This is a genomic window from Brachybacterium avium, assembly GCF_002216795.1.
Taxonomy (GTDB): Bacteria; Actinomycetota; Actinomycetes; order Actinomycetales; family Dermabacteraceae; genus Brachybacterium; species Brachybacterium avium.
Map to the genome: position 1 here is coordinate 599,722 of NZ_CP022316.1, position 22,766 is coordinate 622,487.

Genomic DNA, 22,766 nt, shown 5'->3' on the forward strand with positions numbered 1-22,766 from the left:
AAGGATGTCAGACCACCCGGCGCTTGAGCTTGCGGCGCTCGCGCTCGGACAGCCCGCCCCAGATGCCGAAGCGCTCATCGTTCTCCAGCGCGTACTCCAGGCACTCGGCGCGCACCTCGCAGGAGACGCACACCTTCTTGGCCTCGCGCGTGGAGCCGCCCTTCTCGGGGAAGAACGCCTCCGGGTCGGTCTGCGCGCACAGCGCGCGCTCCTGCCAGGTCAGCTCGGCATCGTCGGAGTCCTGCCCGGCGACATCGAGCAGGGACAGCTCTGCACGCGCATCATCGTCGACACGGTTCTCGTCCATCGCCACCGCTCCTTCCACTCCTGCATTGACCACCGATGCGTTCACCACCGAAGGCTCGTCGGGCCTAAAGTACACCGGTGTAGTTATGGTCCGTCAAGCGGCGTCGGCGCGTCGCCTTGCATCTCACCATCGAACCCTCGCCCCGGGAGGCCCTCGTGCCCGCTGCTCATCCGCCCACACAGCTCGCCCCATCCTCCCCCGCGGACCCCCCGCACCAGGAGCTCCGCGTGCTGCCCGTCACGGGGCTGGGCGAGATCCGCGAGGGGGACGACCTGGCCTCCCAGCTGGGCGCGGCCCTGAGGCCGCTGGAGCCCCGGGACGGCGATGTGCTGTGCCTGTCCACCAAGGTCGTCTCCAAGGCTCTCGGCCTGCGCGTGGACCCTGCACAGCGCGAGCAGGCGGTCGCGGATGCGGGGGTGCGCACCGTCGCCCGTCGGCTGCACACCCGCGTGGTGACCTCGGTGGTGCAGATCCCGTCCGGCCCGGTGATGGCGGCGGCCGGCGTGGACTCCTCCAATGCACCCGACGGGCCGCTGCTGCTGCCCGAGGATCCCGATGCCTGCGCGCGAGCGCTGCGTGAGGCGCTGGTCACCTCGCTGGGGGTGGATCTCGGAGTGCTGCTGACTGATACCTCCTCCCGCGTCTGGCGGGTCGGGGTGGGAGACATCGCACTCGGGGCGGCCGGGGTCGCCGCACTGCAGGATCTGCGCGGAGGGCTGGATGCCGACGGCCGCCCGCTCACCGTCACGGTCCGGAACCTCGCCGATGAGCTCGCGGCCGCCGCGGATCTGGTCAAGGGCAAGTCCAGCGGGGTGCCTGCCGCGCTGGTGCGCGGGGTGCCCGGCGCCACGGCGCTGGACATCCCTGCCCGCGAGCTCTCGCGCACCGGGGCGGAGGACTGGTTCCGGCGCCCCAGCCTCGAGTCGGTGTGGGTCGCGCTCGGGCTGAGTCCCGCACAGGAGCCCATCGCCAGGATGTCCCCGGAGCCGCCGGCGGAGCGGATCGCCCGGGCACTGGCGGTCGCCGCTGTGCCGCGCCGGGATCAGCAGCCCTCGACCGCGTCCGTGCGGATGCTCGGTGAGGACGGGCCGACCCCGCATATCGTGGTGGAGGCCGTCGATGCCTCCGGCGCTGCACTGATCGACGCCGCGACCACCGCCGAACGGCTCCGCACCGCGCTGGGCGCGGAGTCCCTCAGCACCCCCCTGCCGGAGATCACGGTCGAGATCTCCGTTCCCGACCCCCTCCAGGAGCCCTCATGAGCATCCCCGCCACCCCGTCGCCGCAGACCGGTTCGCAGCTGCTGCGCGCTCTCGAGCAGACCGGAGCCCGCCCCGCGCTCGCCTGGTACGGCGAGGCCGCACGGATCGAGCTGTCCGGCCACGTGCTGGCGAACTGGGTGATCAAGTCGATCGGGCACCTGCACGATGAGATCGACCTCGCCCCCGGGGACGAGGTGGTGCTGGACCTCCCGCCGCATTGGAAGCGGCTGGTGCTGGCGCTGGCGTCCTGGGCGCTGGGCGCCGAGGTGACCGTGCTCGAGCGCGAGGCCGGGGCCCCCGAGGAGGCCGCCGCCGGAGCTCGGGAGCCGCGGGTGATGATCACGGACCGCCCGGATTCCCCGCTGGCTGACGCCGCCGACGAGGTGCTCGCCCTCGACGCCATCTCGCTCGCGCCCCGCTTCAGCGCGGAGCTTCCGCCGCTGGCCCACGACTGGCTGAGCGAGGTGCGCGGGAGCTCCGACCAGCTCGGTGTCGCCCTGCCGGCGTGGAGCGGACCCGCCGCCGAGGCCGGTGCTGCTGCCGGGGACGACGAGCCCGGGCAGGGCGGTCCCACCACCCCTTCCCGGCTGCTGGTGGACGGCGACGGGCTCACCACCCTCCCCCGGGTGCTGGACGCCCTGCTCACGGGCGGTGGGATCGTCGGCCCCGCCGCCGTGGTCACCGAGCGACAGGCGCAGGAGGAGGGCGTCACCGCGCGTCTCTGACCCCGACCCGGCAGGAGGATCCCGCCGGGTCCCGGTTCAGCCGGCGCGCAGGGTCGCGACGGCCTCGGTGGGGTCGCCGTCGAAGATCGCCCTGCCTCTGCGCAGGACCACGATGCGGGTGCACAGCCGCTCGAGCATCTCCAGCTCATGGGAGACCACGATCATGGTGCGGCCGGCCTGCTGGAGCTCCCGGATGCGCTCCAGGCACTTGCGCTGGAACGGCTCGTCGCCGACCGAGAGGATCTCGTCGACCAGGAAGATATCCGGTTCGGTATGCACGGCGACGGCGAAGGCCAGGCGCAGGAACATGCCCGAGCTGTAGTACTTCACGTCGGTATCGATGAACTCCTCGATCTCGCTGAACGCGACGATCTCGTCGAACCTCTCCTCGATCTGTTCCCGGCCCATGCCGAGGATCGCACCGTTGAGGAAGACGTTCTCCCGACCGGAGAGGTCGGGATGGAAGCCGGCGCCCACCTCGATCAGCCCGGCGACGCGGCCGCGGAGCAGCACTCGACCGCGATCCGGGTAGAGCACGCCGGAGACGGTCTTCAGCAGGGTCGACTTCCCCGAGCCGTTGAAGCCGATCAGCCCCACCGTCTCCCCCGCATGCACAGTGAGGTCCACGTCCTCGAGCGCCAGGAAGCTGTCGGCGAGCTTCTTGCGCTTCAGCGCCGAGAACACCAGCTCCTTCAGGGAGTGGTCGTGGCGCAGGGAGAACTGCTTGGTGACGTGCTCGATGCGGACCATCTCGCGCTCGGTCGGGATCGCGGCGGATTCAGGCACGGAATCGATGTTCGGGCTCATCGCACAGCTCCTCTCACAGCTCCTGGGCGAAGCGTCGCTTGGAGCGCTCGAACAGGACGGTGCCCAGCACGAAGGTCGCGACGGCGATCAGCAGTCCGGCCCACCACAGGCCGAAGGGCTCGCCCGGGCCCGCGAGCGTCGGATCCGCAGCGACGCCCTGCACCACCGGTGGGGAATACCGCCAGAACGCGACGTGGAACAGCTCCACCACGATGGTCAGCGGGTTCAGCTGGTACAGCCACCACCAGATGGTCCCTCCGATCGCCTGCTCGACCATCGAGATCCGGTACAGCACCGGGGAGAGCCAGGTGGCGACCATGACGATGAGGTCCACGAAGTTCTCGACGTCGCGGAAGGCGGCGTTCAGCGCCGCGGTGATCATGCCCAGACCCATCGTGAAGACCACCAGGATCACCAGGCCCAGCACGAAGGCGATCGCCGAGGTGAACGAGGGCAGCCAGCCGAACAGCAGCGCCCCCACCAGCAGCACCAGCAGCTGGGGCAGGAAGTGCACCAGCGCCACGATCATGCTCGCCCAGGGGAACAGTTCGCTGGGCAGGTAGATCTTGGAGACCAGCGCCTGGTTCCCGGTGATCGAGCGGGTGGCGTTGCCGAACACCTCGCCGAAGAGGTTGACCACCACGATGCCGCTGAACAGGTACACCGCATAGGCGGGGGTGTCGCGCTGCAACTGCAGGAACACGCCGAGCGCGATGTAGAAGACGATGAACTGCACGGCGGGCTTGACGTAGCTCCACAGCATGCCCAGGGCGCTGCCGCGGTAGCGCACCCGCAGCTCCTTGCGCACCAGCAGGCGCAGCAGGAAGCGCTCCCGGATGGGGTTCAGCCAGCCGGCGTCCTGTCCGGGGGCGCGCCAGCCCTCGGCCTGCTCCGCGCGCGTGGGCAGCCGCGCCGAGCCTTCGGCACCGCCGGTGCTCACGCCGCACTGCCTCCGTCGCCCGGAGCCGTCGCCGACTCCCCGGCACGGTCCCGCTCCCGCACCGGTGCCGGGTTCTCGGCGAAGGTCTGCTGCCAGGCATCGAAGGAGGTGATGCGGGCCGAGGCCTCCCGGTAGCGGTCGCGCAGAGCATTCCAGCCGCGGTACAGCGCCAGATGGGTGCTCAGCGCCTCGGTGAGCATCTCGCGCACCTGCCGCGGGTCCCGCTTGTACCAGGACACCTGGGTGCCCTCCGCGTTGGAGACCAGGGCGCTGTCGTAGGCGGACAGCCGCCACCACTTCGCGTCGAGGTGCGGGATCGCGGCCTGCGGGTTCTCCTCCGCTCGCGGCTTGGGCGGCGCAAGCAGCTGTTTGGCCAGAGTCTTCGCAGTCCATGCGGGCAGCAGCAGCCGGCGCGGCTCGCTGAAGGGGCGGCCCTTGCGGGGAGGCTTGTCCACGTGGATCGGCGGGTAGAGATCCGGGTCCTTCTTCATGGCGGCGTCGTCGAAGGCCGACGCCATCGCGCGGATCTCGGGAAGCTTGGTGCCGATGGAGGGATGCAGCGCCTCGGGGCCCTCGAGCACGTCCTTCTGCGCCAGCAGCCGGCCCGCCTCGGTGTAGTACTGCATGGAGATCAGGTGCTTGACGTCCAGGAACTGCGATTCCTTGACCACCCTGCCACCACGGTCGTACGGGGAGTGCAGCAGCGCTGTGATGATCCGGTTGCGCTCATGGAAGTAGGCCTGCCAGCCCACCAGGTCGTCCTTGTCGACCCAGCTCATGTGCCACACGCCGGCGCCGGGCAGGGAGACGGTCGGATAGCCGGCCTGCTTCGCTCGCAGCCCGTACTCGGCATCGTCCCATTTGATGAACACCGGCAGGCTCAGGCCGATCGCACGCACCGTCTCGGTGGGGATCAGGCAGCTCCACCAGCCGTTGTAGTCGACGTCCGCACGGCGGTGCAGCCACGGGGTCGAGCGCAGCGGCTCCGTCGCGAAGTCGTGCCCGGTCGTCCCCTCCGGGATGGCGACCGCCGGCTGGATGCGCCACGGATCGACGACCTCGCCGAAGGTGTGCAGCACCGAGCGGTTGTTGAGATCGAACATATGGGCACCGACGAGGGTCGGCCGGGTCGCGAAGTCCGCGAAGGTCATCATCCGGATCAGCGACTCCGGTTCGATGACGATGTCGTCGTCGCAGTTGATGACGTAGGTCGAGGTGCCCGCGGTGGCGGCCTCGTACATGCCGCGCGAGAACCCGCCGGAACCGCCGATGTTGCCCTGCTCGATGATCTGCAGCTGGGCGCCGAGCGCCTCCTGCAGCGGGGCGAGCTCCTCGGCATGGTCGTTCAGCCGGTCCGCGCCCTGATCGATCACATACATGACATCGAGCAGGCCGCGCAGGTCGGCATCCTCGGAGACGGTGCGGATGTTCTCCAGGCAGTACTCGACCTTGTTCATCGTGGTCATCGAGATCGAGAAGCTGCCCTCGGTCCGCGCCAGATCAGCGTCGGCGCTCCATTCGGCGTCCAGGATCGCGAGGTCCTCGCCACCGGCGTAGGCGTCGAACCAGTACCAGCCGCCGTCCCCGAACGCGGTCAGCGGCAGGTCGAAGACCTCCACCCCTGATCCCGAGACGTCCCGGGACTCATACCGCTGCAGACTGCCTCGCGCGGTGGAGCGCATCACCACGAGATGCCCGGTGCCGGCGGTGCGGACGCTCAGGCGCACGGCGCGCACCGGGGTCCAGCGGCGCCAGTAGCTCGCCGGGAAGGCGTTGAAGTAGGTGCCGAACGAGCGCATGCTCCGTGCGGGGATGCTCACCGAATGCCGCTCGCTGAGCTCGCTGATGTCCACCTGGGCCTGGACGGTCGCGTGGGAGGCGGGTCCTTCCGGCGCGGTCCGGCGAGCGTGGTCCGAGCCCCCGCCGAGACCGAGAGCGCTGCCAGTGGCTCCCGAGCGGGCGTCAGCCGCCTCGATGTACAGCGGGACGATGTCCGGGGAGGACTCGAAAGGAAGGATCAGGCGCTGCAGCAGCCGCTGCGGAGCGCCCTCGGCCGGGGCCGCGGTCTCACGCGGTGTCGCAGTGGCAGGGGTGGCGTTCATGGAGCTCCTCGTCGGCGGTCATCGAGCATCCCGCCGCAGGCGGCGGGGCGCACGGGTCACGCGCGCAGCAGGTCTGTCAGCTTGTTGTCGGCCATGGACAGGGCCGAGCCTATGGCCATGTGCATGTCCAGGTACTGGTAGGTGCCGAGCCTGCCCCCGAAGAGGGTGCGGGGCTCGGCATCGGCCAGTCTGCGGTAGGCGAGCAGCCGTTCGCGGTCGCGGCCGGAGTTGATCGGGTAGTACGGCTCGTCCCCGGACTCCGCGAAGCGGGAGTACTCCCGCTGGATGACGGTGCGGTCCGAGGGGTAGTGAGTGCGTTCGGGATGGAAGTGGCGCGGTTCGATGATCCGCGTGAACGGGGTCTCGGCATCGGCGTAGTTCATCACCGAGGTGCCCTGGAAATCGCCGACGTCCAGGTGCTCGGTCTCCAGATCGATGGTGCGCCAGCCCAGCTCACCGAGCTCGAAGTCGAAGTAGCGGTCCATCGGGCCGGTGTAGACCACGGGGAGGTTCCCGCGCACCGCGTCACGGTTCAGCGGCTGGGAGGTGTCGAAGTAGTCCGTGTCCAGCTGCACGTCGATGTTCGGGTGATCAGCCATCCGCTCGAGCCAGGCGGTGTATCCCTGCGCCGGCAGGCCCTCGTGGGTATCGCTGAAGTAGCGATTGTTGTACGTGTAGCGCACCGGCAGGCGCGAGATGATCGAGGCGGGCAGATCCTTGGGGTCCGTCTGCCACTGCTTGCCGGTGTAGTTCTTGATGAAGGCCTCGTACAGCGGCCGGCCGATCAGCGAGATGCCCTTGTCGTTGAGGTTCTCGGGATCCTTGCCGGCGAACTCCCCGGCCTGCTCCGCGATCAGGGCGCGTGCCTGCTCGGGGGTGTGCGCCGAGCGGAAGAACTGGTTGACGGTGCCGAGGTTGATCGGCATCGGGAACACTTCGCCCTGATGGGTCGTGTACACCTTGTGCTGATAGCCGGTGAACTCGGTGAAGCGGTTCACGTACTCCCAGACCCGCTCGTTCGAGGTGTGGAAGAGGTGCGCCCCGTACTTGTGGACCTCGATGCCGGTCTGCTCGTCCGCCTCCGAGTAGGCGTTGCCGCCCACGTGCGGCCGACGGTCGATGATGGTCACCCTCGCGCCGTGCTCGGCGACCGCGCGCTCGGCGATGGTCAGGCCGAACAGGCCGGAGCCGACGATGAGGAGGTCAGGAGTCGACACTAATGGTCCTTTCGAAGCATGCGGACGGTCCGCCGGGGACCCGGTCACAGTAGCCGAGCAGGGTGAACACCAGGGGTCGGGAGCGCGGCACGCCGGATGAGGTGTTCGCCATCATGCCGGGCCGTGCCCGGTATCGCTGCGCTCGACGAAGCGGCGGTACCCCACACGCCGGGCCCAGCCGGGGATGAAGCGGTAGGTCGCTCGGAGGGCGAGGTTGCACAGGAATCCGCCGGGGGTGGTCACCCGATCCAGCAGCATCCGGCGCTGCAGGCGGACGTCGCTGGCGAACAGGCGCCAGCCGCCGCGCCGGGCGAACAGCTCCTCGTCGACGCGGTAGTCCACGAGCACCTCGGGCAGGTTCCCCATCCGGGCGCCGCCGAGCATCATCCGCTCCCACAGCCAGTAGTCCTCGAGCAGGGAGAGGTCCCGGTAGCCGCCCACCGCGAGCGCCACCGAGCGTCGCAGCACCACCGTGGGGTGGTGGAAAGGGCTGTGATGGGGCAGGTAGCGCACGATCTCCTCGTGCCCGAGGGGTCGGGTGCGCAGGGGGCCGGTCCCCGGCGGCACCTGGTCGCTGAACTCCCGCATCGAAGAGCCCAGCAGGTCCAGCCGCTCCTCCTGCATCCGCGGGATCTGCAGCGCGAAGCGCTCGGGGCGGCAGATGTCATCCGCATCCGCCCGCGCCACCAGGTCGTGCGGGCTGGACTCGAGACCGTCCTGGAGGGCGGCGGCGACCCCGCGGTGAGCATCATGGCGCAGCACCAGCGCGGGCCCGAACGCGCCCTGCTCGACCCGGTCGACGACGGCCTCGAGCGCCGCCGGCAACGGGCCGTCCACGGTGAGGATCAGCAGGTCGGGCCGATGCTGCTGCTCCACGGTCGCGGTGCGCAGGGCGAGCTCGAGCCGATCGGGCAGGTCACGCCGCCACAGCGGCATCAGCACCGTGAACGCCGGGCGCTGCGGCGCCGTCGAGCTCGAGGGGTCCTCGGAGGTCACCGCCCTGCCACCCGCTCGATCTCGCGGATGTCCGCGGCGGCCTCGCCATCGGCAGCGAGGACGGCGGCGGAGGGGCGAGGTCCGCTCCGCAGCGCCGCGAACAGGCCGCGCAGACCCACTGCGAGCAGACCGCTGCGATGGCGCAGCAGCAGGCGGAGCCACCCGAGCCCCGTCGCCCCGCCGTGCACGAGCTTCTCGGCAGGGGTGAAGGACGAGGTGCGCAGCAGAGCCCAGAGCCGGTTGCGCACGTCATAGAAGAAGCGGGCGCCGGGCCCGGACTGGGCGTTCCCGAAGAGGGCGGTGCGGTGCTCGACGATGGACGCCGGCACCTGGAGTCCGCGGCCGTGCCGCAGGAGGCGGCCGGTGTGCTCGAAGTCATCCGACCAGATGAAGTAGTCCGCATAGGGCAGGCCCAGCCGGCGCACGTCCTGCCCGTTCAGCAGCGCCGAGACGTAGCTCGCGGTGCGGATGGGTCGCCCCCCGGTCTGCGCGGCGTCGCGCTTCTCCTGGGAGCTCGCGCCCCAGCGGGAGCGCTGGGTGTTCATCGGATGGTCGCGACCGTCGGTCCACACCGCCCGGGAGCTGAGCACGCTGAGGCGCACGGGCGAGGCCTGCAGGGCACGCAGCAGCTCGGACAGCGCCGTCGGCCGCGGGACGGTGTCATCGTCCATCACCCACACCCAGTCGGCGTCGTGACGGACGAGGGCACGGGCGATGCCGGCCGCGAAGCCGCCGGCTCCGCCGACATTGCGCCGGAGGTGGACGACGTCCGCCGCCAGTGGGTGGGCGTCCGCGACGGCACCGCTCGCATCGGTGGAGGAGTTGTCGATCACCACCACCGCGTCGGGTCGTCGCTCCTGCGCGGCGAGCCCGTCGAGGCACTGCTGCAGCAGTGCCTCGCGGTTATAGGTCACGACCACGGCCACCACCCGCTGCGCGAGCGCATCGGGGTGGGCGTCACCTCGGTCCGAGGTCCGATCGCCGGTGGGTGCGGGATGAGTCACTGCGCCTCCTGCTGCTGATCCATGCCGCATGGGCGGCGCCTCCACAGTGTACGGAGCCGGACGCCTCGGGGCCCGTCACCCTGCCGCGGCCGTGTGAAGGTTCTCGGGAGGTTCTCCGATCACCGCCCGACATGCCGCCCGGCGCCAGCACGTCGAACCGGGTGACGGCTACTCTGGCGGCGCTGGATGCGCCCCGGGACCGATCCCGGGGGTCCCCCAGGTGCCGGATGACACGGCTCCGACCCCATGTCCGTACGGCCCTGCGCCGGGAAGGAGACAGCTGTGAGCGATCAGCCGCCGCCCCGCTCCCCGCGCGCAGGCGGTCCCCGCCGCCCTCACGGCCATCGCGCCCGCGCCGGCGGCAGCGCACGCGCCGTGCCCCGCCACCGACCCGCTTCCCGGGAGCGCCCGGACGGCGCCTCTGCGGCGGGGCCGGGCGCGGTCCCGACCCGCCCGCTGCCCCGCACTCCGGGGCCCTCCCCCGTCGAACCCGGCGCCGTGCACCGAGCCCGCGCCGACGACGAGCAGCAGGGGAGACAGCGCCCCGTCGACCCGCCGCACGGCGACCCGGAGCGAGCCCCGCACGGCCCCGATGACGGGAGCCTGCCACCCGGTGGCCCGCCGCCCGCGCGCACGCCACGACGTCGCTCCCGCCTTCCGCGACCGCTCCGGCTCGGAGCGACGCTGATGGTGCTCGTGCTGGTGCTCGTGCTGGGCTGGGGCACAGGGGTGACGATCTGGGCGAACAGCCGCATCGACCACGTCGCAGCGCTGTCCGGCGCGGAGAACACCCCCGGGACCACCTACCTCATCGCCGGATCCGATCGCCGCGACGGGGCTGCCGTGGGCGAGGACGGCACCAAGGGCGCCCGCGCCGACACGATGATGCTGCTGCACAAAGCCCCCGGGGGAACAGCTACCTGATCTCCCTGCCCCGGGACACCCTCGTCGACATCCCCGGCTACGGCGGCTACAAGCTCAACGCCGCCTACTCCTTCGGCGGCGCACCGCTGCTGGTCCGGACCGTCGAGCAGTTCTCCGGCCTGACCGTGGACCATTATGTCGAGATCGGCTTCGACGGCGTGTCCGACGTCGTGGACTCGGTCGGACACGTGAACCTGTGCATCGATCAGGACGTCGATGACAAGAGATCCGGTCTGGTGATGACCGAGGGCTGCCATGACGTCGAAGGCGAGCAGGCACTGGCCTTCGTCCGCGCGCGCTACTTCGATCCCACCGCCGATCTGGGGCGCCAGCAGCGCCAGCAGCAGTTCGTCGGCGCCCTCATGGAGCGCGTGACGACCCCCTCGGTGCTGCTGAACCCGTTCGCCCAGGTGCGCCTGGCCGGAGCCGGCTCAGGAGCGCTGACCACCAGCGAGAACACCGGGATCATTGACGTCAGCAGGATGGCTCTGACTGCTCGCAGCGCCATGAACTCCGGCAGCACCCCCGTGCTCCCGATCGAGAACCCGGAATTCATGACCAAGCACTCCGGGGTCGCGATCCTCACCGACGACGCAGACATCGCCGCGTTCTTCGCCGAGGTGAGGGACGGCTCAGCGGACACCGCGCCGTAGACATCGGCGCAGCTTCCCTGCGGGGCTGAGGGAGGTGCCGCTCAGCGGAAGAGCATGTCGATGACGATGTTCACCGAGTTCAGGACCGACTGGCCCTTCGAGCGCGAGTAGTCGGTGTACAGGATGTGCACCGGGTGCTCGGCGACCGTGAACCTGTGACGCCCGATCTCCTCGACGATCTCGGAGGCATGCGCCATCCGGTTCTGCTCGATCGCGAGCCTCTCACAGGCCTCCCGTCCCAGCACCCGCAGTCCGTTGTGGGCATCGGTGAGCTTCACCCCGGTGGTGAGGTTCGTGTACCAGACGGCGCCGCGCAGCACCATGCGCTTGAGCAGCCCGGGCCTGGTGCGGGCATCGAGGAAGCGGGAGCCGAGCACGATGTCCACCCCCTCGTCCTGCCGCTTCGCGATCATCGCGGCGGCATCATCGACCTGGTGCTGCCCGTCGGAATCGAAGGTGACGATCTGCTGCATGTGCGGATCGCGCAGGGCGTAGTCGATCCCCGTCTTCAGCGCGGCGCCCTGGCCCATGTTGTACGGATGGCGGACCACGGCGGCCCCGGCCTCGGCCGCGATCCGGGCAGAGGCGTCCAGACTGCCGTCGTCCACGCAGACGACCAGCGGGTACCGGGTGCGCAGATCACGGATGACATCCCCGACGACCTCGCCCTCATTGAACAGCGGGACCACGAACCAGGTGGTGTCTGCTCCGGGAGAGACCGGAGCCCCGGCCGCCTCAGGCGCAGGTTCGGACGTGCTCAAGGGCTCTCCTCCTGGACTGCGGGACCGCCTCGCGGGCGTGGGATCAGCGACGGGGATGCGGCGTGAGATGCACGTTCGTCGACGGCCGATGAGGATACCCTGTCACGGTGGACCGCCCCTGGTGGTCATCGACGCGCACGGGGCATCCGCGAGGAGTCCCATGAGGAGGAGCACTGTGAAGACTGCTGTTGTCGCACTGGGGAAGATCGGGCTGCCGCTGGCTGTGCAGTTCGCCGATGCCGGTCACGAGGTGATCGGGGTCGATGTGAACCCCCGGCAGGTGGAGCTGATCAACCAGGGCGTCGAACCGTTCCCCGGTGAGGCGCACCTGCAGGAGAAGCTCTCCGAGCTGGTCCCGGCCGGGAAGCTGCGGGCGACCACCGACTACGCCGAGGCGATCCCGGGCGCGGATGCGGTCGTGATCGTAGTGCCGCTGTTCGTGGACGATGCGACCTGGGAGCCGGACTTCGCGTGGATGGACGCCGCCACCAGGTCGCTGGCCGAGCACCTCACCCCCGGCACCCTGGTCTCCTACGAGACCACCCTCCCCGTCGGAACCCTGCGGAACCGGTTCGTGCCGATGATCGAAGAGCTCTCCGGGCTGCAGGAATCGAAGGACTTCTTCGCCGTGTTCTCTCCCGAGCGGGTGCTGACCGGGCGAGTGTTCGAGGACCTGCGCAAGTACCCCAAGCTGATCGGCGCGATCAGCGAGGCGGGTACGCAGCGGGCGCGAGAGTTCTACGAGTCCGCGCTCACCTTCGATGAGCGGCCGGACCTGCACACGCCCAACGGGGTGTGGGACCTCGGCACTCCCGAGGCGTCCGAGCTGGCGAAGCTCGCCGAGACCACGTACCGGGATGTGAACATCGGCCTGGCGAACGAGTTCGCGCTGTTCGCGCAGGACAACGGCATCGATGTGTACAAGGTGATCGAGGCCAGCAACTCCCAGCCCTACTCGCACATCCACCAGCCCGGCATCGCAGTGGGCGGGCACTGCATCCCGGTCTACCCGCGGCTGTACCTGTCCACCGATCCGGACGCGGAGACGGTCCGCACCGCGAGGACGCTGAACGCCTCGGTGCCGGCGAAGCTGGTCCAGCGGGCAGCGGACCTGCTCGGGTCGCTGCAGGGCGTCAGGGCCGTGGTGCTCGGGGCGTCCTACCGCGCCGGGGTGAAGGAGACCGCGTTCTCCGGAGTGTTCCCGGTGGTCGAAGCGCTGCGCGCGCACGGCGCGGAGGTCGCGGTGCACGACACGTTCTACGACGACGAGGAGCTGGCCGGCTTCGGCTGGGCCCCGTACCACGTGGGCGAGGCCGCGGATCTGGTGATCGTCCAGACCAACCATCCCGAGTACCGCGACCTGGGCAGCAGCGACGTGCCCGGAGTGAAGCTGCTCGTGGACGGCCGCAACATCACCACCGCCGAGAACTGGACGGGCACCCCGCGCCTCGTCCTCGGCGACGGCTCCGCCTCCACCCACCAGCAGGGCCAGGAGGGCTGAGCCGATGGGTGAGCAGGAGCTGATCCTCGGGCTGGGGCCCACCCTGGTCGGCAACCGCACCTTCATCATCCAGCTGCTGCTGGTGCTGGGGATCGTGGTGATCGTCGCCTGGTTGTTCATCAAGCGCGGCGCGAAGCAGCTCGCGGTGCGCCGCCTGCTGATCATCGCGTTCGCGGTGTTCGCCGTCCTCACGGTGCTGTTCCCGGGCATGCTCTCGAAGGTGGCGAACATCGTCGGCGTCGGCCGTGGCGCCGATCTCCTGCTGTACGCCACCGTGCTGGTGCTGCTGGGGTTCCTCGCCCTGCAGGAGGCGCGGACCAAGGCGGCGGAGAAGCGCACCACCTACCTCGCACGGCTCCTGTCCCTCGATGAGGCCATCCCGCCCGCCGAGTACCGTGCCGCGGCGCTCGGCCGTCAGGACGGATGACCGCCCTGGTCGCCCTCGTCCTCGCGTTCCTCCTCGTCCTCGCGGCGGCGTACCTCCCCGGGTACGTCGCCGCGAGGACACTGGGAGGCTCGCACCTGCTCTCCCTCGCGCTGGCCCCGGCGCTGGCCGCCGCGATCGCCGGGGCGGCGCGATCCTCGCCGCCATCGTGGGGATCCGCTGGTCGCTGCTGCCATTCCTGCTCATGGCCGTCCTGCTGGTCGCCGTCGCCGCTGGGCTGCGCCGAGCGGGAGTGTCGCTGCCGGCGACGGTGCTGGACGGTGCCCTGTCCCCACAGCGCGCAGTGCCCGGTGGTGCCGCGTGGATCGCCGGCGCCGTGGCGGTCGCGCTCGTGCCGCTGATGATCCAGGCCGGGCGCCCCGACGCCGTGCTGGAGCGCTGGGACACCCTCTACCATCTCTCGGCGCTGCAGCATGTGCGGGAAACCGGCATCGCCTCGAGCCTGCAGGTCGGCGTGATCTCCTCTACGCAGGGGGATCCCAGCTACTACCCTGCCGCCTTCCACGCGCTGGCGGCCCTGGTCCCCGGCGTCCCCACTGCCACACTGCTCAACGCGACCGTGCTGGCACTGGCCGTGGTGCCCTGGATCCTCGGCATCGCGCTGCTGGCCCGCACCGTGTTCGCCGAGGTGTCGTGGGCACCCTTCGCGGCCGCCGTCACCGCCATCCTGATCCCGGCCACTCCGCTGGACCTGTGGATCCACCTCTCCCCCATTCCCAACCTCTCCGGCTTCGCCGCGCTGCCCGGGGCGCTGGCCGCCGCGGCCGCGCTCTGGAACGCGCTGCTTCCGGGGATCTCCGCACGCCCCGCGCTGGCCGCCGCTGCGGCCGTCGGCAGCGCCGGGGCGGGCCTCGGGCTCATGCATCCGAACGTCGCGGTGACGGCGCTGATCCTGCTGGCGGTGCTGACCGCCGTGACGGCCGCGCCGCAGTGGCGACGCCGGCCGGCGCTGATCGCGGTGCCGGTGCTCGCCGTGCTGCCCGTCGCGCTGCTGTCCTTCACCCCGCTGGGCGCTCACGTGACGGGGTTCAACGGCGGTCTGGAGGTCTCCTGGTGGCTGGCTCTCGGCGAGGTCCTGCTGGGGCTGCTCACGGTGTGGCCGATGGCGCTCGGCGTGGTGATCGCCATGCTGTGGTGGCCGGGGCTGGTCACCGCACTGGCCGCCCCGGCGCGTCGCTGGCTCGCGATCGCCTGGATCGTGATCGCGGTGATCTACCTCGATGCGGCACTGGACTCCCCTCTGAACCTCTCCGCGCTCTTCTACCGGGGGCAGGACCGTCTCTCGATGCCGCTGGCGATGCTGTCCGCCGTGCTGGTGGTGCCGGGTCTGCAGTGCTGGACTCGGGTGCTGGGGCGGTGGCCGGCCCGGCGATCTGCCTCCCGCGGACCCTCCGCGATGACGGCAGGGCTGGTCGTCGCCGCCGTCCTGCTGACCCTCACCTCGGTCCCGGCCCGGAGCGACAACGCCGCCAAGAACCTCGCGGCCGACTACCCGGGCAGGGGCCGGTTCCTGCAGGCCGACGAGCGGCTGCTCTTCGAGCAGCACGTACCGCAGATGGACCCGGAGGGCACCGTCCTGGCCAGCCCGTTCTCGGGCGCGGCACACCTGTATGCCCTGTTCGGCCAGGACGTGCGGCTGCCGGTGGCCGGCATGGCCTACACCGACCTGGACCGCGACCTGCTCTACGCCACCGAGGACGCCGCGACGGATCCGGCCGACTGTCGCCTGCTGGAGGAGAACGGGATCGCCTACGTCTACCAGGAGCTGCAGCCCTACAACCGCCACAAGACCTCCGATTCGGTCAACCTCGCCGGGCCCGACCTGGGCACACTGCTGTTCAGCACGGACCATTCGCGCATGATCGAGATCGACTGCGATCCCGGGGACGGCAGCTATGACCCCGTCTGATCACCTCCCCGACGGCCCGGGGGAGGTCCGCGCCGAGACGTCTCCCGTGGTCCGGGGAGGCGTTACGCACCGCTGCTGGATGTGGTGCGGATCATCGCGGTGCTCGGGGTGATCACGGTGCATGTCATCGCCGATCATCTCGACTCCGGATCGACGGTGCTGATGCACGTGCTGCGCTCGCTGCTGTCCACCGCGGTCCCGGCCTTCATCATGATCTCGGGGGCGCTGAACCTGGCGCCCGCAGCGATGCGCCATGGCTCGGCACAGTTCCTGGATCGTCGGCTCCGGCGCCTGGTCCCGGCCACCGTGGTGTGGACCGCCTTCTACGCCGGGGTGATGGGCATCCTGCTGCCGGACGAGCCGGTGGACTGGCGTCAGGAGGTGCTGGACCTGCTGACGGCCTCGTCGTACCCGCACCTGTACTTCCTGCCGCTGATCCTCGGCCTGACCGTGGTCACCCCCGTGATCGCCGCCTATGTGGGCGACTCAGGTCGGAGAGCGTGGATCTGCGGGGCGGTGGCAGCCGGTTGGGCGCTCGTCGTGATGGCAGTGCCACAGCTCACGACAGGGCTGTTCGAGAAGCCGCTGATGCCGCTGCAGATGGGCGTGTTCACCTACTTCCTGCCGTTCATCGGGTACTACGTGCTGGGCCGCGCCGCGTGGACGGCACCGGTGGGACGGGTCGGGGGACGGTGGCTGCTGCTGGCGGCGGTCCCGGTCACCACGGCGGCGACCGTGTGGGCGTACATCTCCCGCGTCACGGCGACACCCCCGGGAAAGTTCCTGCTGCCCACCTACGTGGCACCGACCGTGATGCTGCTGTCCCTGGCGCTGGTGATCGCGCTGATGGCCTTGGGCCGGGACTGGTCCGTCGCGGCCCGCACGGAGAGGCGGCTGCGCCGGATCGGCGACGCCACGTTCGGCGTGTTCCTCGTCCACTTCGCGATCCTGGTGGGTCTGCGGGAACTGGGCTGGCCGGAGGAATCGGTCCTCACCGTGACTGCCCTGCTGGTGGTGGTGACGGCGGTGTCCTTCGCGATCGCCCTGCTCGGCAAGCGGGTGCCCGGTCTGCGTGCGATCCTCTGAGGGAGATCTCCGAAGGCGCAGCTCAGTGCCGCAGGTCCCCCATCACCTGCTCCGCCGCCTGCTTCGCACAGCCGGCCAGGGAAGCGTTCCGCAGGGTCCAGGCGCGCAGCTGCTCCGGTGCCGGAGTCCCTTCACCCCGCAGGGCCCGGTCCATGACCTCCGCCACCGCGTCGGGAGCGTAATCGCACGCCCATCCCAGGTCGTGACCGACGATGCGATCGTGGGCCGCACCCTCCCCCGCGTGGATCACCGGAGTGCCGGTCGCGGTGGCCGCGTAGATCTTCGTGGGCAGCGCGAACTCATAGCCCTGCCCAGGGGTGATCGAGGACAGGCCGGCTATCGCACCCCGCAGATGAGCGGCGACCTCCGCGGGAGGTATCCGATCATGGAATTCGATGCCCTCGGTGCCCTCGGCACGTACCCGGGCCTCGAGCGCATCGCGCCCCGACCCCTCGGAGAAGAACACCAGACGTGCCGTGGGATGGGCCGCTCGCACGCGGGTGAAGGCGTCGACGAAGATGTCCGCGCCCTGCCATTCGGAGACGGTACCGGCGTAGACGAAGTACGGGCCCTCCTGCCCGCCGTCCTCCCCGCGGTCGGTGAAGGTCCCGGTGTCGATGCCGTTGCCCACCATCGTCGTGTGTGCCCTCTCCCCCACGAGCTCCTCGAGACGGTGCTGCACGCCCGGGGAGATGGTCAGCACATGGGCGGCACGCGTCCACACGGACTTCTCCGCCCAGCGCACCGCGTGTCGCACCAGGGGCGGGACCCCCTCGACGCTGTCGGTCGCATCGGACCACACGTCCGCCGCGTAGAAGGTGAAGGGCACTCGGCGGATCGCGGCGGCGACCATGCCGACCAGCCCGGTGGTGGGCGGCGGCTCCAGCACGAGGGCATCCATCGGCCGCTGCAGCAGCAGCCGCAGGGCGAGCGGGACGTCGAAGCTGAGATAGGAGAGGTACCCGCGCACCTGACCCTGGCGGTCGCGCTTGACCGGCCAGCGCGAGACCCTCCCGGCCGCGGAGCGGACAGGGCCGGTACCGGGGACCGTCGTGGTCAGGACGGTCACCTCGGCACCGGCCTCCTCGAGCGCGAGGACCAGCGCCTCCTGTCGGAACGCGGCGGCAGCGGGCTCCGGAGAGTAGACGCGGGTGGCGACGACGACGTGCGGTGGTCGTCCGACCCTGCGGCGCGGCGTGCGCGAGCGCTCCATCAGGCGTGCTCCGCCAGGGCGTCGATGCTGCGAGCGGCGGCGCGGCCGTCTCCGTAGTACGGGGGCCTCGCGGCCTCGGGCCGGGGCCGGGTGACGGCTCCGGTCAGCTCCCGCGGGTCGGTGACCAGACGGTTCCAGTCGTTCTCGAGCGTTTCCACCCATTCGGTCTCGGAGCGGATCGTGGAGCACGGGGTGCCCAGCAGATAGGCCTCCTTCTGCAGGCCACCGGAGTCGGTGACGACGGCCGCGGCGTGCTGCACGGCGCCGATCAGATCCGGGTAGGCCACGGGCTCGCCGACGTGCACGGCGCCTCCGGCCAGTTCGATCCCGGCCGCTCGCGCGCGGGCGATCAGCCGTGGGTGGGCGAACAGTGCCAGGGGGACGTCCAGCCCCTGCAGGGCGGTGATGATCGCGGCCAGCCGCGCGGGGTCGTCGGTATTGTCCGCGCGGTGGATGGTCGCGACCGCGTAGGGCGCCTCGGGGTCGATGCCCGCGGGCAGCGGGGGCGTGGTGCCGCGCACCGACTCGGCGACGCGCAGGCAGACATCGGTCATCACGTCCCCGGTGACCACGGTGCGTGCGGCCAGGCCTTCTGCGGCGAGATGCTCGCGAGCGACCTCGGTGGGGGCCAGCAGCAGGTCGGCGGCGTGGTCGGTGAGCACGCGGTTGTGCTCCTCGGGCATGCGGCGGTTGAAGGAGCGCAGCCCGGCCTCGAGGTGCGCGACCTTCAGATGCATCTTCACCGCCGAGAGGGTGCCGGCCAGAGTGGAGTTGGTGTCGCCGTAGACCAGTGTCCAGTCCGGTCGGTGCTCCTCGAGGACCTCGTCCATCCCGGCCAGCATCGCACCGGTCTGGCGACCGTGGCTGCCGGAGCCGACGGCGAGGTTCACGTCCGGAGCGGGAATGCGCAGATCTGCGAAGAAGACGTCGCTCATGGCGGCGTCGTAGTGCTGACCGGTGTGGACGATCACATGCTCGATATCATCCCTTCGGGCGGCTGCGTCGGCGAGGGCTGCGAGCTTGACGAACTGCGGGCGCGCGCCCACGACGGACAGGATCTTCATGGAGGGATCTCTTCCTCTTGGCACCGGTGGGGCCCCGTCAGGACGGGGCGGGTCGACGGTATGGTGGGCGTGCTCCACGATAGCCAACCGCCGGCCCTGCTCGGCACACCATGGCACGGTTGAGGACGGCGCGGATCGCTTCCGTGCAAGGCTCGAGAACGGAACTCGCATGACGTCAGACCAGCGCGTGGCGGACCCCCGTGTCGCCGTGCTCGTGTACAACGACTGCGCCAACGACTCCCGGGTCCTCAAGGAGTCCGCCTCCCTGCGTGAGGAGGGTTACCAGGTTCGCATCATCGCTGTGGAGCGTCGGGAACTGGGGCGCACCGCCGGGGTCGCGGCGCTCCGCGACGGTCTTCTGCTCGAGCGGGTCCCGGAGTTCGCGGTCGAGCGTCTCCTGCCTGCGCTCGCCCCTGGTGGCGGGGGCTGATCAGCGAGGGCGCCGAGACGGTGGACGAGGGTACGACCGCGCCCCGGTCCTCGACGCCGACGGCGCGGAACAGCCGCTTCTCGGGAGCTCGGACCCGCGTCCTGCGTGGCCTGCGCTCGGTGGGCGAGCGCGCCTATCGCACGATGGCGCTCGGCACCTACTGGGCGAACGCGACGCGCGCCGGTCGACGTCTCGCACCTGACGTGGTCCATGCGAACGATGCCAACACCCTGGTTCCCGCACTGGCCATTCGCGCGCTGTCCCGTTCCCGGGTGGGGATCATCTACGACTCGCACGAGCTGTGGCGGCACCGCAACGTGCGTCCGGGGCGCCTGTTGGCACCGCTGGTCGAGCGGATCACCGAGAGCGTGGGCATCCGTCTGGTGGACGGTGTCCTCACCGTCTCCCCCTCGATCGCCGACTGGTTGCAGTCGACGTACCGCCTGGCCGAGACACCGTCTCTGGTCCGCAACATCCCGGTGGCCGACGGCCCGCCCGATCGACGCACAGGGGTGCTCCGCGAGCGGGCCGGCCTCGGACCGCAGGACCGGGTCATCGCCTACGGCGGAAGGATCACCACGGCCCGTGGCATCGAGGAGACCCTCGCCGCGCTGCCGCATCTGGACGACCACGTGCATTTCGTCCTGCTCGGGTACGGCGAGGAGGCAGCCCTCGAGGAGGTGCGGGGACAGGCCCGCACCCTCGGCGTCGAGCATCGGGTGCATCTGGTGGGTGCCGTCCCGCCCGCCGAGGTGTCCCGTGCCCTCGCGGACGGGGACGTGGCGGTCGTCCACGTCCGGCCGATCTGCCTGTCCTATCGGTTCGCTCTGCCCAACAAGCTGTTCGAGTCGATCCGGGCCGGTCTCCCGATCGCCGCGGCCGACCTTCCCGACATGAGCGCCGTGGTCGAGGAGCTCGGCGTCGGCGAGGTGTTCCGCGGCTCCAGCCCGGAGGATCTCGCCGATGCGCTGCGAGCGATCCTCGAGGCGCCTCAGGCGTACCGGGAGCGCGCAGTGGCCGCTGCTCCGCTCCTGACGTGGGAGCGGGAGATCCAGGGGATGACGGCGATGTACCGCCGGGTGCTCCGGAACGTCTCGGCGGGCGCCCGATGAACGTCACCGTCGTCACCACGTGGTTCCCCACCACCGTCGCCCCCTCGCGCGGCTCCTTCGTGGTCCGCGACACCCGAGCCCTCGCCCGTCATCAGGACGTGCGGCTGGTCCACCTGGTGCCCCCGGGGGACGACGATGGGACCCGTCGCCTCGTCCACGAGGGCATCGAGGTGCTGCGCATCCCGATGGATCCCCGACGTCCCGACCAGGTGGTGCAGGCCGCGCGGCAGCTGCAGCAGGCTCTCCGGGGCACGGGCCTCGTGCACTCGATGGCATTCTCGGCCCTGCTCCCCCTCGCCGTGCGCCGCCCGCAGGTGCCCTGGGTCCATACCGAGCACTGGTCGGCCCTGACCACGCCCGAGACCCTGCCGAAGCCGGCGCAGCTGGGCCTGCCGGCGCTGTCGCGGCTGCTGAGACTGCCCGACCGGGTCACCGCGGTCTGTGAGTTCCTGGCGCGTCCGATCCGTGCCGTGCGCGGGGACCGACCCACCGACGTGGTCCCCTGCATCGTCGAGCCGGGCCCGGTGCCGCCCCGTCGTGACCGCACCGACGGCACCCTCCGCCTGGTCTCCACCGGAGGTCTGATCCCCCGCAAGGATCCCCTGGTCGCCGTCGAGACGCTGGCGCGGCTCGTCGAGGACGGTCTGGACGTGCACCTGGAGTGGCTCGGAGAGGGGCCGCTGCGTGAGCAGACCCTGGCCCGGGCCACGGAGCTCGGGGTCGCCGGGCGCCTGGAGCTGGCGGGCACCGTGGACGGCTCCGGTGTCCGCGCAGCGCTCGCCCGGGCGGACCTGTTCTTCGGCCCCACCCGAGCGGACAACTTCTTCGTCTCCGCCGCCGAGGCGATAGTCTCCGGCCGCCCCGTCGTGCTCGGTGCCACCGGCGGGCAGGGCGAATACGTCCGGCCGGAGGTCGGCGCACTGGTCGAGGTGCAGGAGGCGAGCATCTACGCCGAGGCGATCCGGGACCTCGATGCCCGGACCCGCACCCTGGATGCCCAGCAGATCGCGGACACCATCGGGGACGACTTCTCCGCCCGGACGGTCGGTGACGGGTACGCCCGCGTGCACCGCCTCGCCCGGACCGTCGGCACTGCCACCCCGGCGCAGCCGGCCGCTGCGGATGCGCCTGCCGCGGCGGACGGGGCGGACCCCCGCCCCTCAGTGCTGGTGATCTCCTTCTCGGACATCTCCCGCGATGCCCGGGTGCTCAAGCAGGTACGGATGTTCGCTGCCGAGTATCGGGTGCTCACCTGCGGCTACGGTCCTTGCCCGGAGGGATCGACCTGGCACCTGCGGATCCCCGATGACCTCAAGCAGTGGCGGCTGGACAAGGCACTGGTCCTCTCCGGCCGGTACCGCCGGGCGTACTGGGAACAGGAGGTCGTGGCGTGGGTGATGGCACAGGGCCTTCCGCGGACCGATGTGGTCCTCGCCGACGACGTCGACACCGTCCCCCTCGCCCTCTCCCTGGACCCGCGGGGCGGCGTGCACGCCGATCTGCACGAGTACGCGCCGCGCCAGAAGGAGGACCGACCGGCCTGGCGGCTGTTCGTGGCCCCGTACCTGCGGTGGATCTGCCGCACCTACGTCACCCGTGCCGACTCGGTGACGACCGTCGGTCTTGGTCTGGCCCAGGAGTATCTGCGGGAGTTCGGCATCCGGGCCGAGGTGGTCACCAATGCCGCCCCCTTCCAGGAGCTCTCGCCCTCGCCGGTAGGGCAGCCGCTGCGGATCGTGCATTCGGGCGGTGCGATGCCGTCACGGCGACTGGACCTGATGATCGAGGCGATGCGCGACACCGCCCTCGACGCCACGCTGGATCTGTACCTGGTCCCCAGCGATCCCGGCTATGTGGAGCGTCTGCGCGACCAGGCCGCCCAGCTCCCGGCAGGACGCGTGGGGGTGCACGACGCCGTCCCGTACGACGACCTCCACGCCGTGCTCAACGCGTACGACATCGGGGTGTTCGTCTGCCCTCCCACCACGTTCAACCTCGCCAACGCCCTGCCCAACAAGGTGTTCGACTTCGTGCAGGCCCGCCTGGCACTGGTCGTCTCGCCGACCCCGGAGATGCGCAGCCTGGTCGAGGACCGGGACCTCGGCGCGGTCACCGCCGGATTCGGTGCCGACGATCTGGCGGAGACGCTGCGCGGCCTGGATGCCGCCGCAGTGCAGGCGGCGAAGGCGAGCAGCGACCACCACGCCGTCGACCTGGCGGCCGAACGGCAGAGCACGGCCTGGGAGACCGCGGTGCGCGCGCTCGCCGATCGAGCGGGGCGCGGCGGCCCCGACTGAGCCCCGGTGCC

General features: G+C 70.8%; 21 protein-coding genes. 11 read left to right on the forward strand and 10 right to left on the reverse strand.

Features of this window, described 5'->3' with window-relative positions:
* Positions 1–7: 7 nt before the first annotated feature.
* Positions 8–307, reverse strand: coding sequence for a WhiB family transcriptional regulator (locus CFK39_RS02750; RefSeq protein WP_089064178.1), 300 nt, complete (start codon positions 305–307; stop codon positions 8–10).
* A 227-nt stretch (positions 308–534) separates the two neighbouring features.
* On the opposite strand from CFK39_RS02750, the gene CFK39_RS02755 reads away from it, so the two are divergent.
* Both CFK39_RS02755 and CFK39_RS02760 read left to right on the forward strand, forming a co-directional pair.
* The gene (locus tag CFK39_RS02755; RefSeq protein WP_245822852.1) at positions 535–1,569 is read left to right on the forward strand and encodes a coenzyme F420-0:L-glutamate ligase; all 1,035 of its coding nucleotides are present in this window, start codon (positions 535–537) and stop codon (positions 1,567–1,569) included.
* Entirely contained in the window at positions 1,566–2,294 is a 729-nt protein-coding gene (locus tag CFK39_RS02760; protein ID WP_089064180.1) for a TIGR03089 family protein, read from the forward strand. The genes CFK39_RS02755 and CFK39_RS02760 overlap by 4 nt, the downstream gene beginning before the upstream one ends.
* 36 nt (positions 2,295–2,330) lie before the next feature.
* On the opposite strand, the gene CFK39_RS02765 is transcribed toward CFK39_RS02760, so the two are convergent.
* The 6 genes from CFK39_RS02765 to CFK39_RS02790 all read right to left on the reverse strand — a co-directional run bounded on the left by CFK39_RS02765 (position 2,331) and on the right by CFK39_RS02790 (position 9,360).
* On the reverse strand, positions 2,331–3,101 hold the full coding sequence (locus tag CFK39_RS02765; protein WP_089064181.1) for an ABC transporter ATP-binding protein: 771 nt from the start codon (positions 3,099–3,101) through the stop codon (positions 2,331–2,333).
* Positions 3,102–3,114: 13 nt separating this feature from the next.
* Positions 3,115–4,041: an ABC transporter permease gene (locus CFK39_RS02770; RefSeq protein WP_089064182.1), complete on the reverse strand. Its 927-nt coding sequence runs from the start codon at positions 4,039–4,041 to the stop codon at positions 3,115–3,117.
* Entirely contained in the window at positions 4,038–6,143 is a 2,106-nt protein-coding gene (locus tag CFK39_RS02775; RefSeq protein WP_089064183.1) for a glycosyltransferase, read from the reverse strand. Before CFK39_RS02775 ends, CFK39_RS02770 begins: the two co-directional genes overlap by 4 nt.
* Positions 6,144–6,199: 56 nt before the next feature.
* Positions 6,200–7,360, reverse strand: a complete 1,161-nt coding sequence (gene glf, locus CFK39_RS02780) for a UDP-galactopyranose mutase (RefSeq protein ID WP_089064184.1) — start codon at positions 7,358–7,360, stop codon at positions 6,200–6,202.
* Positions 7,361–7,471: 111 nt separating this feature from the next.
* Positions 7,472–8,356 carry a glycosyltransferase gene (locus CFK39_RS02785; protein WP_089064185.1) on the reverse strand — a complete coding sequence of 295 codons (885 nt, stop codon included), beginning with the start codon at positions 8,354–8,356 and terminating at the stop codon, positions 7,472–7,474.
* Complete coding sequence (locus CFK39_RS02790; protein WP_089064186.1) at positions 8,353–9,360, reverse strand: glycosyltransferase; 1,008 nt, start codon at positions 9,358–9,360, stop codon at positions 8,353–8,355. Before CFK39_RS02790 ends, CFK39_RS02785 begins: the two co-directional genes overlap by 4 nt.
* A 282-nt stretch (positions 9,361–9,642) precedes the next feature.
* On the opposite strand from CFK39_RS02790, the gene CFK39_RS16625 reads away from it, so the two are divergent.
* Positions 9,643–10,284, forward strand: a complete 642-nt coding sequence (locus CFK39_RS16625; protein WP_245822854.1) for a hypothetical protein — start codon at positions 9,643–9,645, stop codon at positions 10,282–10,284.
* Positions 10,285–10,313: 29 nt separating this feature from the next.
* Positions 10,314–10,937: an LCP family protein gene (locus tag CFK39_RS02795; RefSeq protein ID WP_245822984.1), complete on the forward strand. Its 624-nt coding sequence runs from the start codon at positions 10,314–10,316 to the stop codon at positions 10,935–10,937.
* A gap of 41 nt (positions 10,938–10,978) precedes the next feature.
* Here the strand turns inward: CFK39_RS02795 and CFK39_RS02800 are convergent, their stop codons facing one another.
* Positions 10,979–11,698: a glycosyltransferase family 2 protein gene (locus CFK39_RS02800; protein WP_089064187.1), complete on the reverse strand. Its 720-nt coding sequence runs from the start codon at positions 11,696–11,698 to the stop codon at positions 10,979–10,981.
* 175 nt (positions 11,699–11,873) lie between these two features.
* Here CFK39_RS02800 and CFK39_RS02805 point away from each other — a divergent pair, with 175 nt between their 5' ends.
* The 4 genes from CFK39_RS02805 (at position 11,874) to CFK39_RS02820 (ending at position 16,639) form a co-directional block, all read left to right on the forward strand.
* Positions 11,874–13,199, forward strand: coding sequence for a nucleotide sugar dehydrogenase (locus tag CFK39_RS02805; protein WP_089064188.1), 1,326 nt, complete (start codon positions 11,874–11,876; stop codon positions 13,197–13,199).
* 4 nt (positions 13,200–13,203) lie between these two features.
* Positions 13,204–13,626 (forward strand): DUF2304 domain-containing protein, encoded by a 423-nt coding sequence (locus CFK39_RS02810; protein WP_089064189.1) that lies wholly within the window; start codon positions 13,204–13,206, stop codon positions 13,624–13,626.
* 166 nt (positions 13,627–13,792) lie between these two features.
* Positions 13,793–15,553: a DUF6541 family protein gene (locus tag CFK39_RS02815; protein WP_245822856.1), complete on the forward strand. Its 1,761-nt coding sequence runs from the start codon at positions 13,793–13,795 to the stop codon at positions 15,551–15,553.
* Positions 15,554–15,637: 84 nt separating this feature from the next.
* Positions 15,638–16,639, forward strand: a complete 1,002-nt coding sequence (locus CFK39_RS02820) for an acyltransferase (protein WP_157697037.1) — start codon at positions 15,638–15,640, stop codon at positions 16,637–16,639.
* 22 nt (positions 16,640–16,661) lie between these two features.
* On the opposite strand, the gene CFK39_RS02825 is transcribed toward CFK39_RS02820, so the two are convergent.
* Both CFK39_RS02825 and wecB read right to left on the reverse strand, forming a co-directional pair.
* Positions 16,662–17,852, reverse strand: coding sequence for a glycosyltransferase family 4 protein (locus CFK39_RS02825; protein ID WP_089064191.1), 1,191 nt, complete (start codon positions 17,850–17,852; stop codon positions 16,662–16,664).
* Positions 17,852–18,916 carry a non-hydrolyzing UDP-N-acetylglucosamine 2-epimerase gene (gene wecB, locus CFK39_RS02830; protein ID WP_089064192.1) on the reverse strand — a complete coding sequence of 355 codons (1,065 nt, stop codon included), beginning with the start codon at positions 18,914–18,916 and terminating at the stop codon, positions 17,852–17,854. Before wecB ends, CFK39_RS02825 begins: the two co-directional genes overlap by 1 nt.
* Before the next feature lie 169 nt (positions 18,917–19,085).
* Between wecB and CFK39_RS02835 the strand changes: the two genes are divergently transcribed.
* From CFK39_RS02835 to CFK39_RS16510, 3 genes are all read left to right on the forward strand, one after another.
* Positions 19,086–19,346: a hypothetical protein gene (locus tag CFK39_RS02835; protein WP_089064193.1), complete on the forward strand. Its 261-nt coding sequence runs from the start codon at positions 19,086–19,088 to the stop codon at positions 19,344–19,346.
* A 119-nt stretch (positions 19,347–19,465) separates the two neighbouring features.
* Positions 19,466–20,458, forward strand: a complete 993-nt coding sequence (locus CFK39_RS02840) for a glycosyltransferase (RefSeq protein ID WP_089064194.1) — start codon at positions 19,466–19,468, stop codon at positions 20,456–20,458.
* Positions 20,455–22,755, forward strand: a complete 2,301-nt coding sequence (locus tag CFK39_RS16510) for a glycosyltransferase (protein WP_218192264.1) — start codon at positions 20,455–20,457, stop codon at positions 22,753–22,755. Before CFK39_RS02840 ends, CFK39_RS16510 begins: the two co-directional genes overlap by 4 nt.
* Positions 22,756–22,766: the final 11 nt, after the last annotated feature.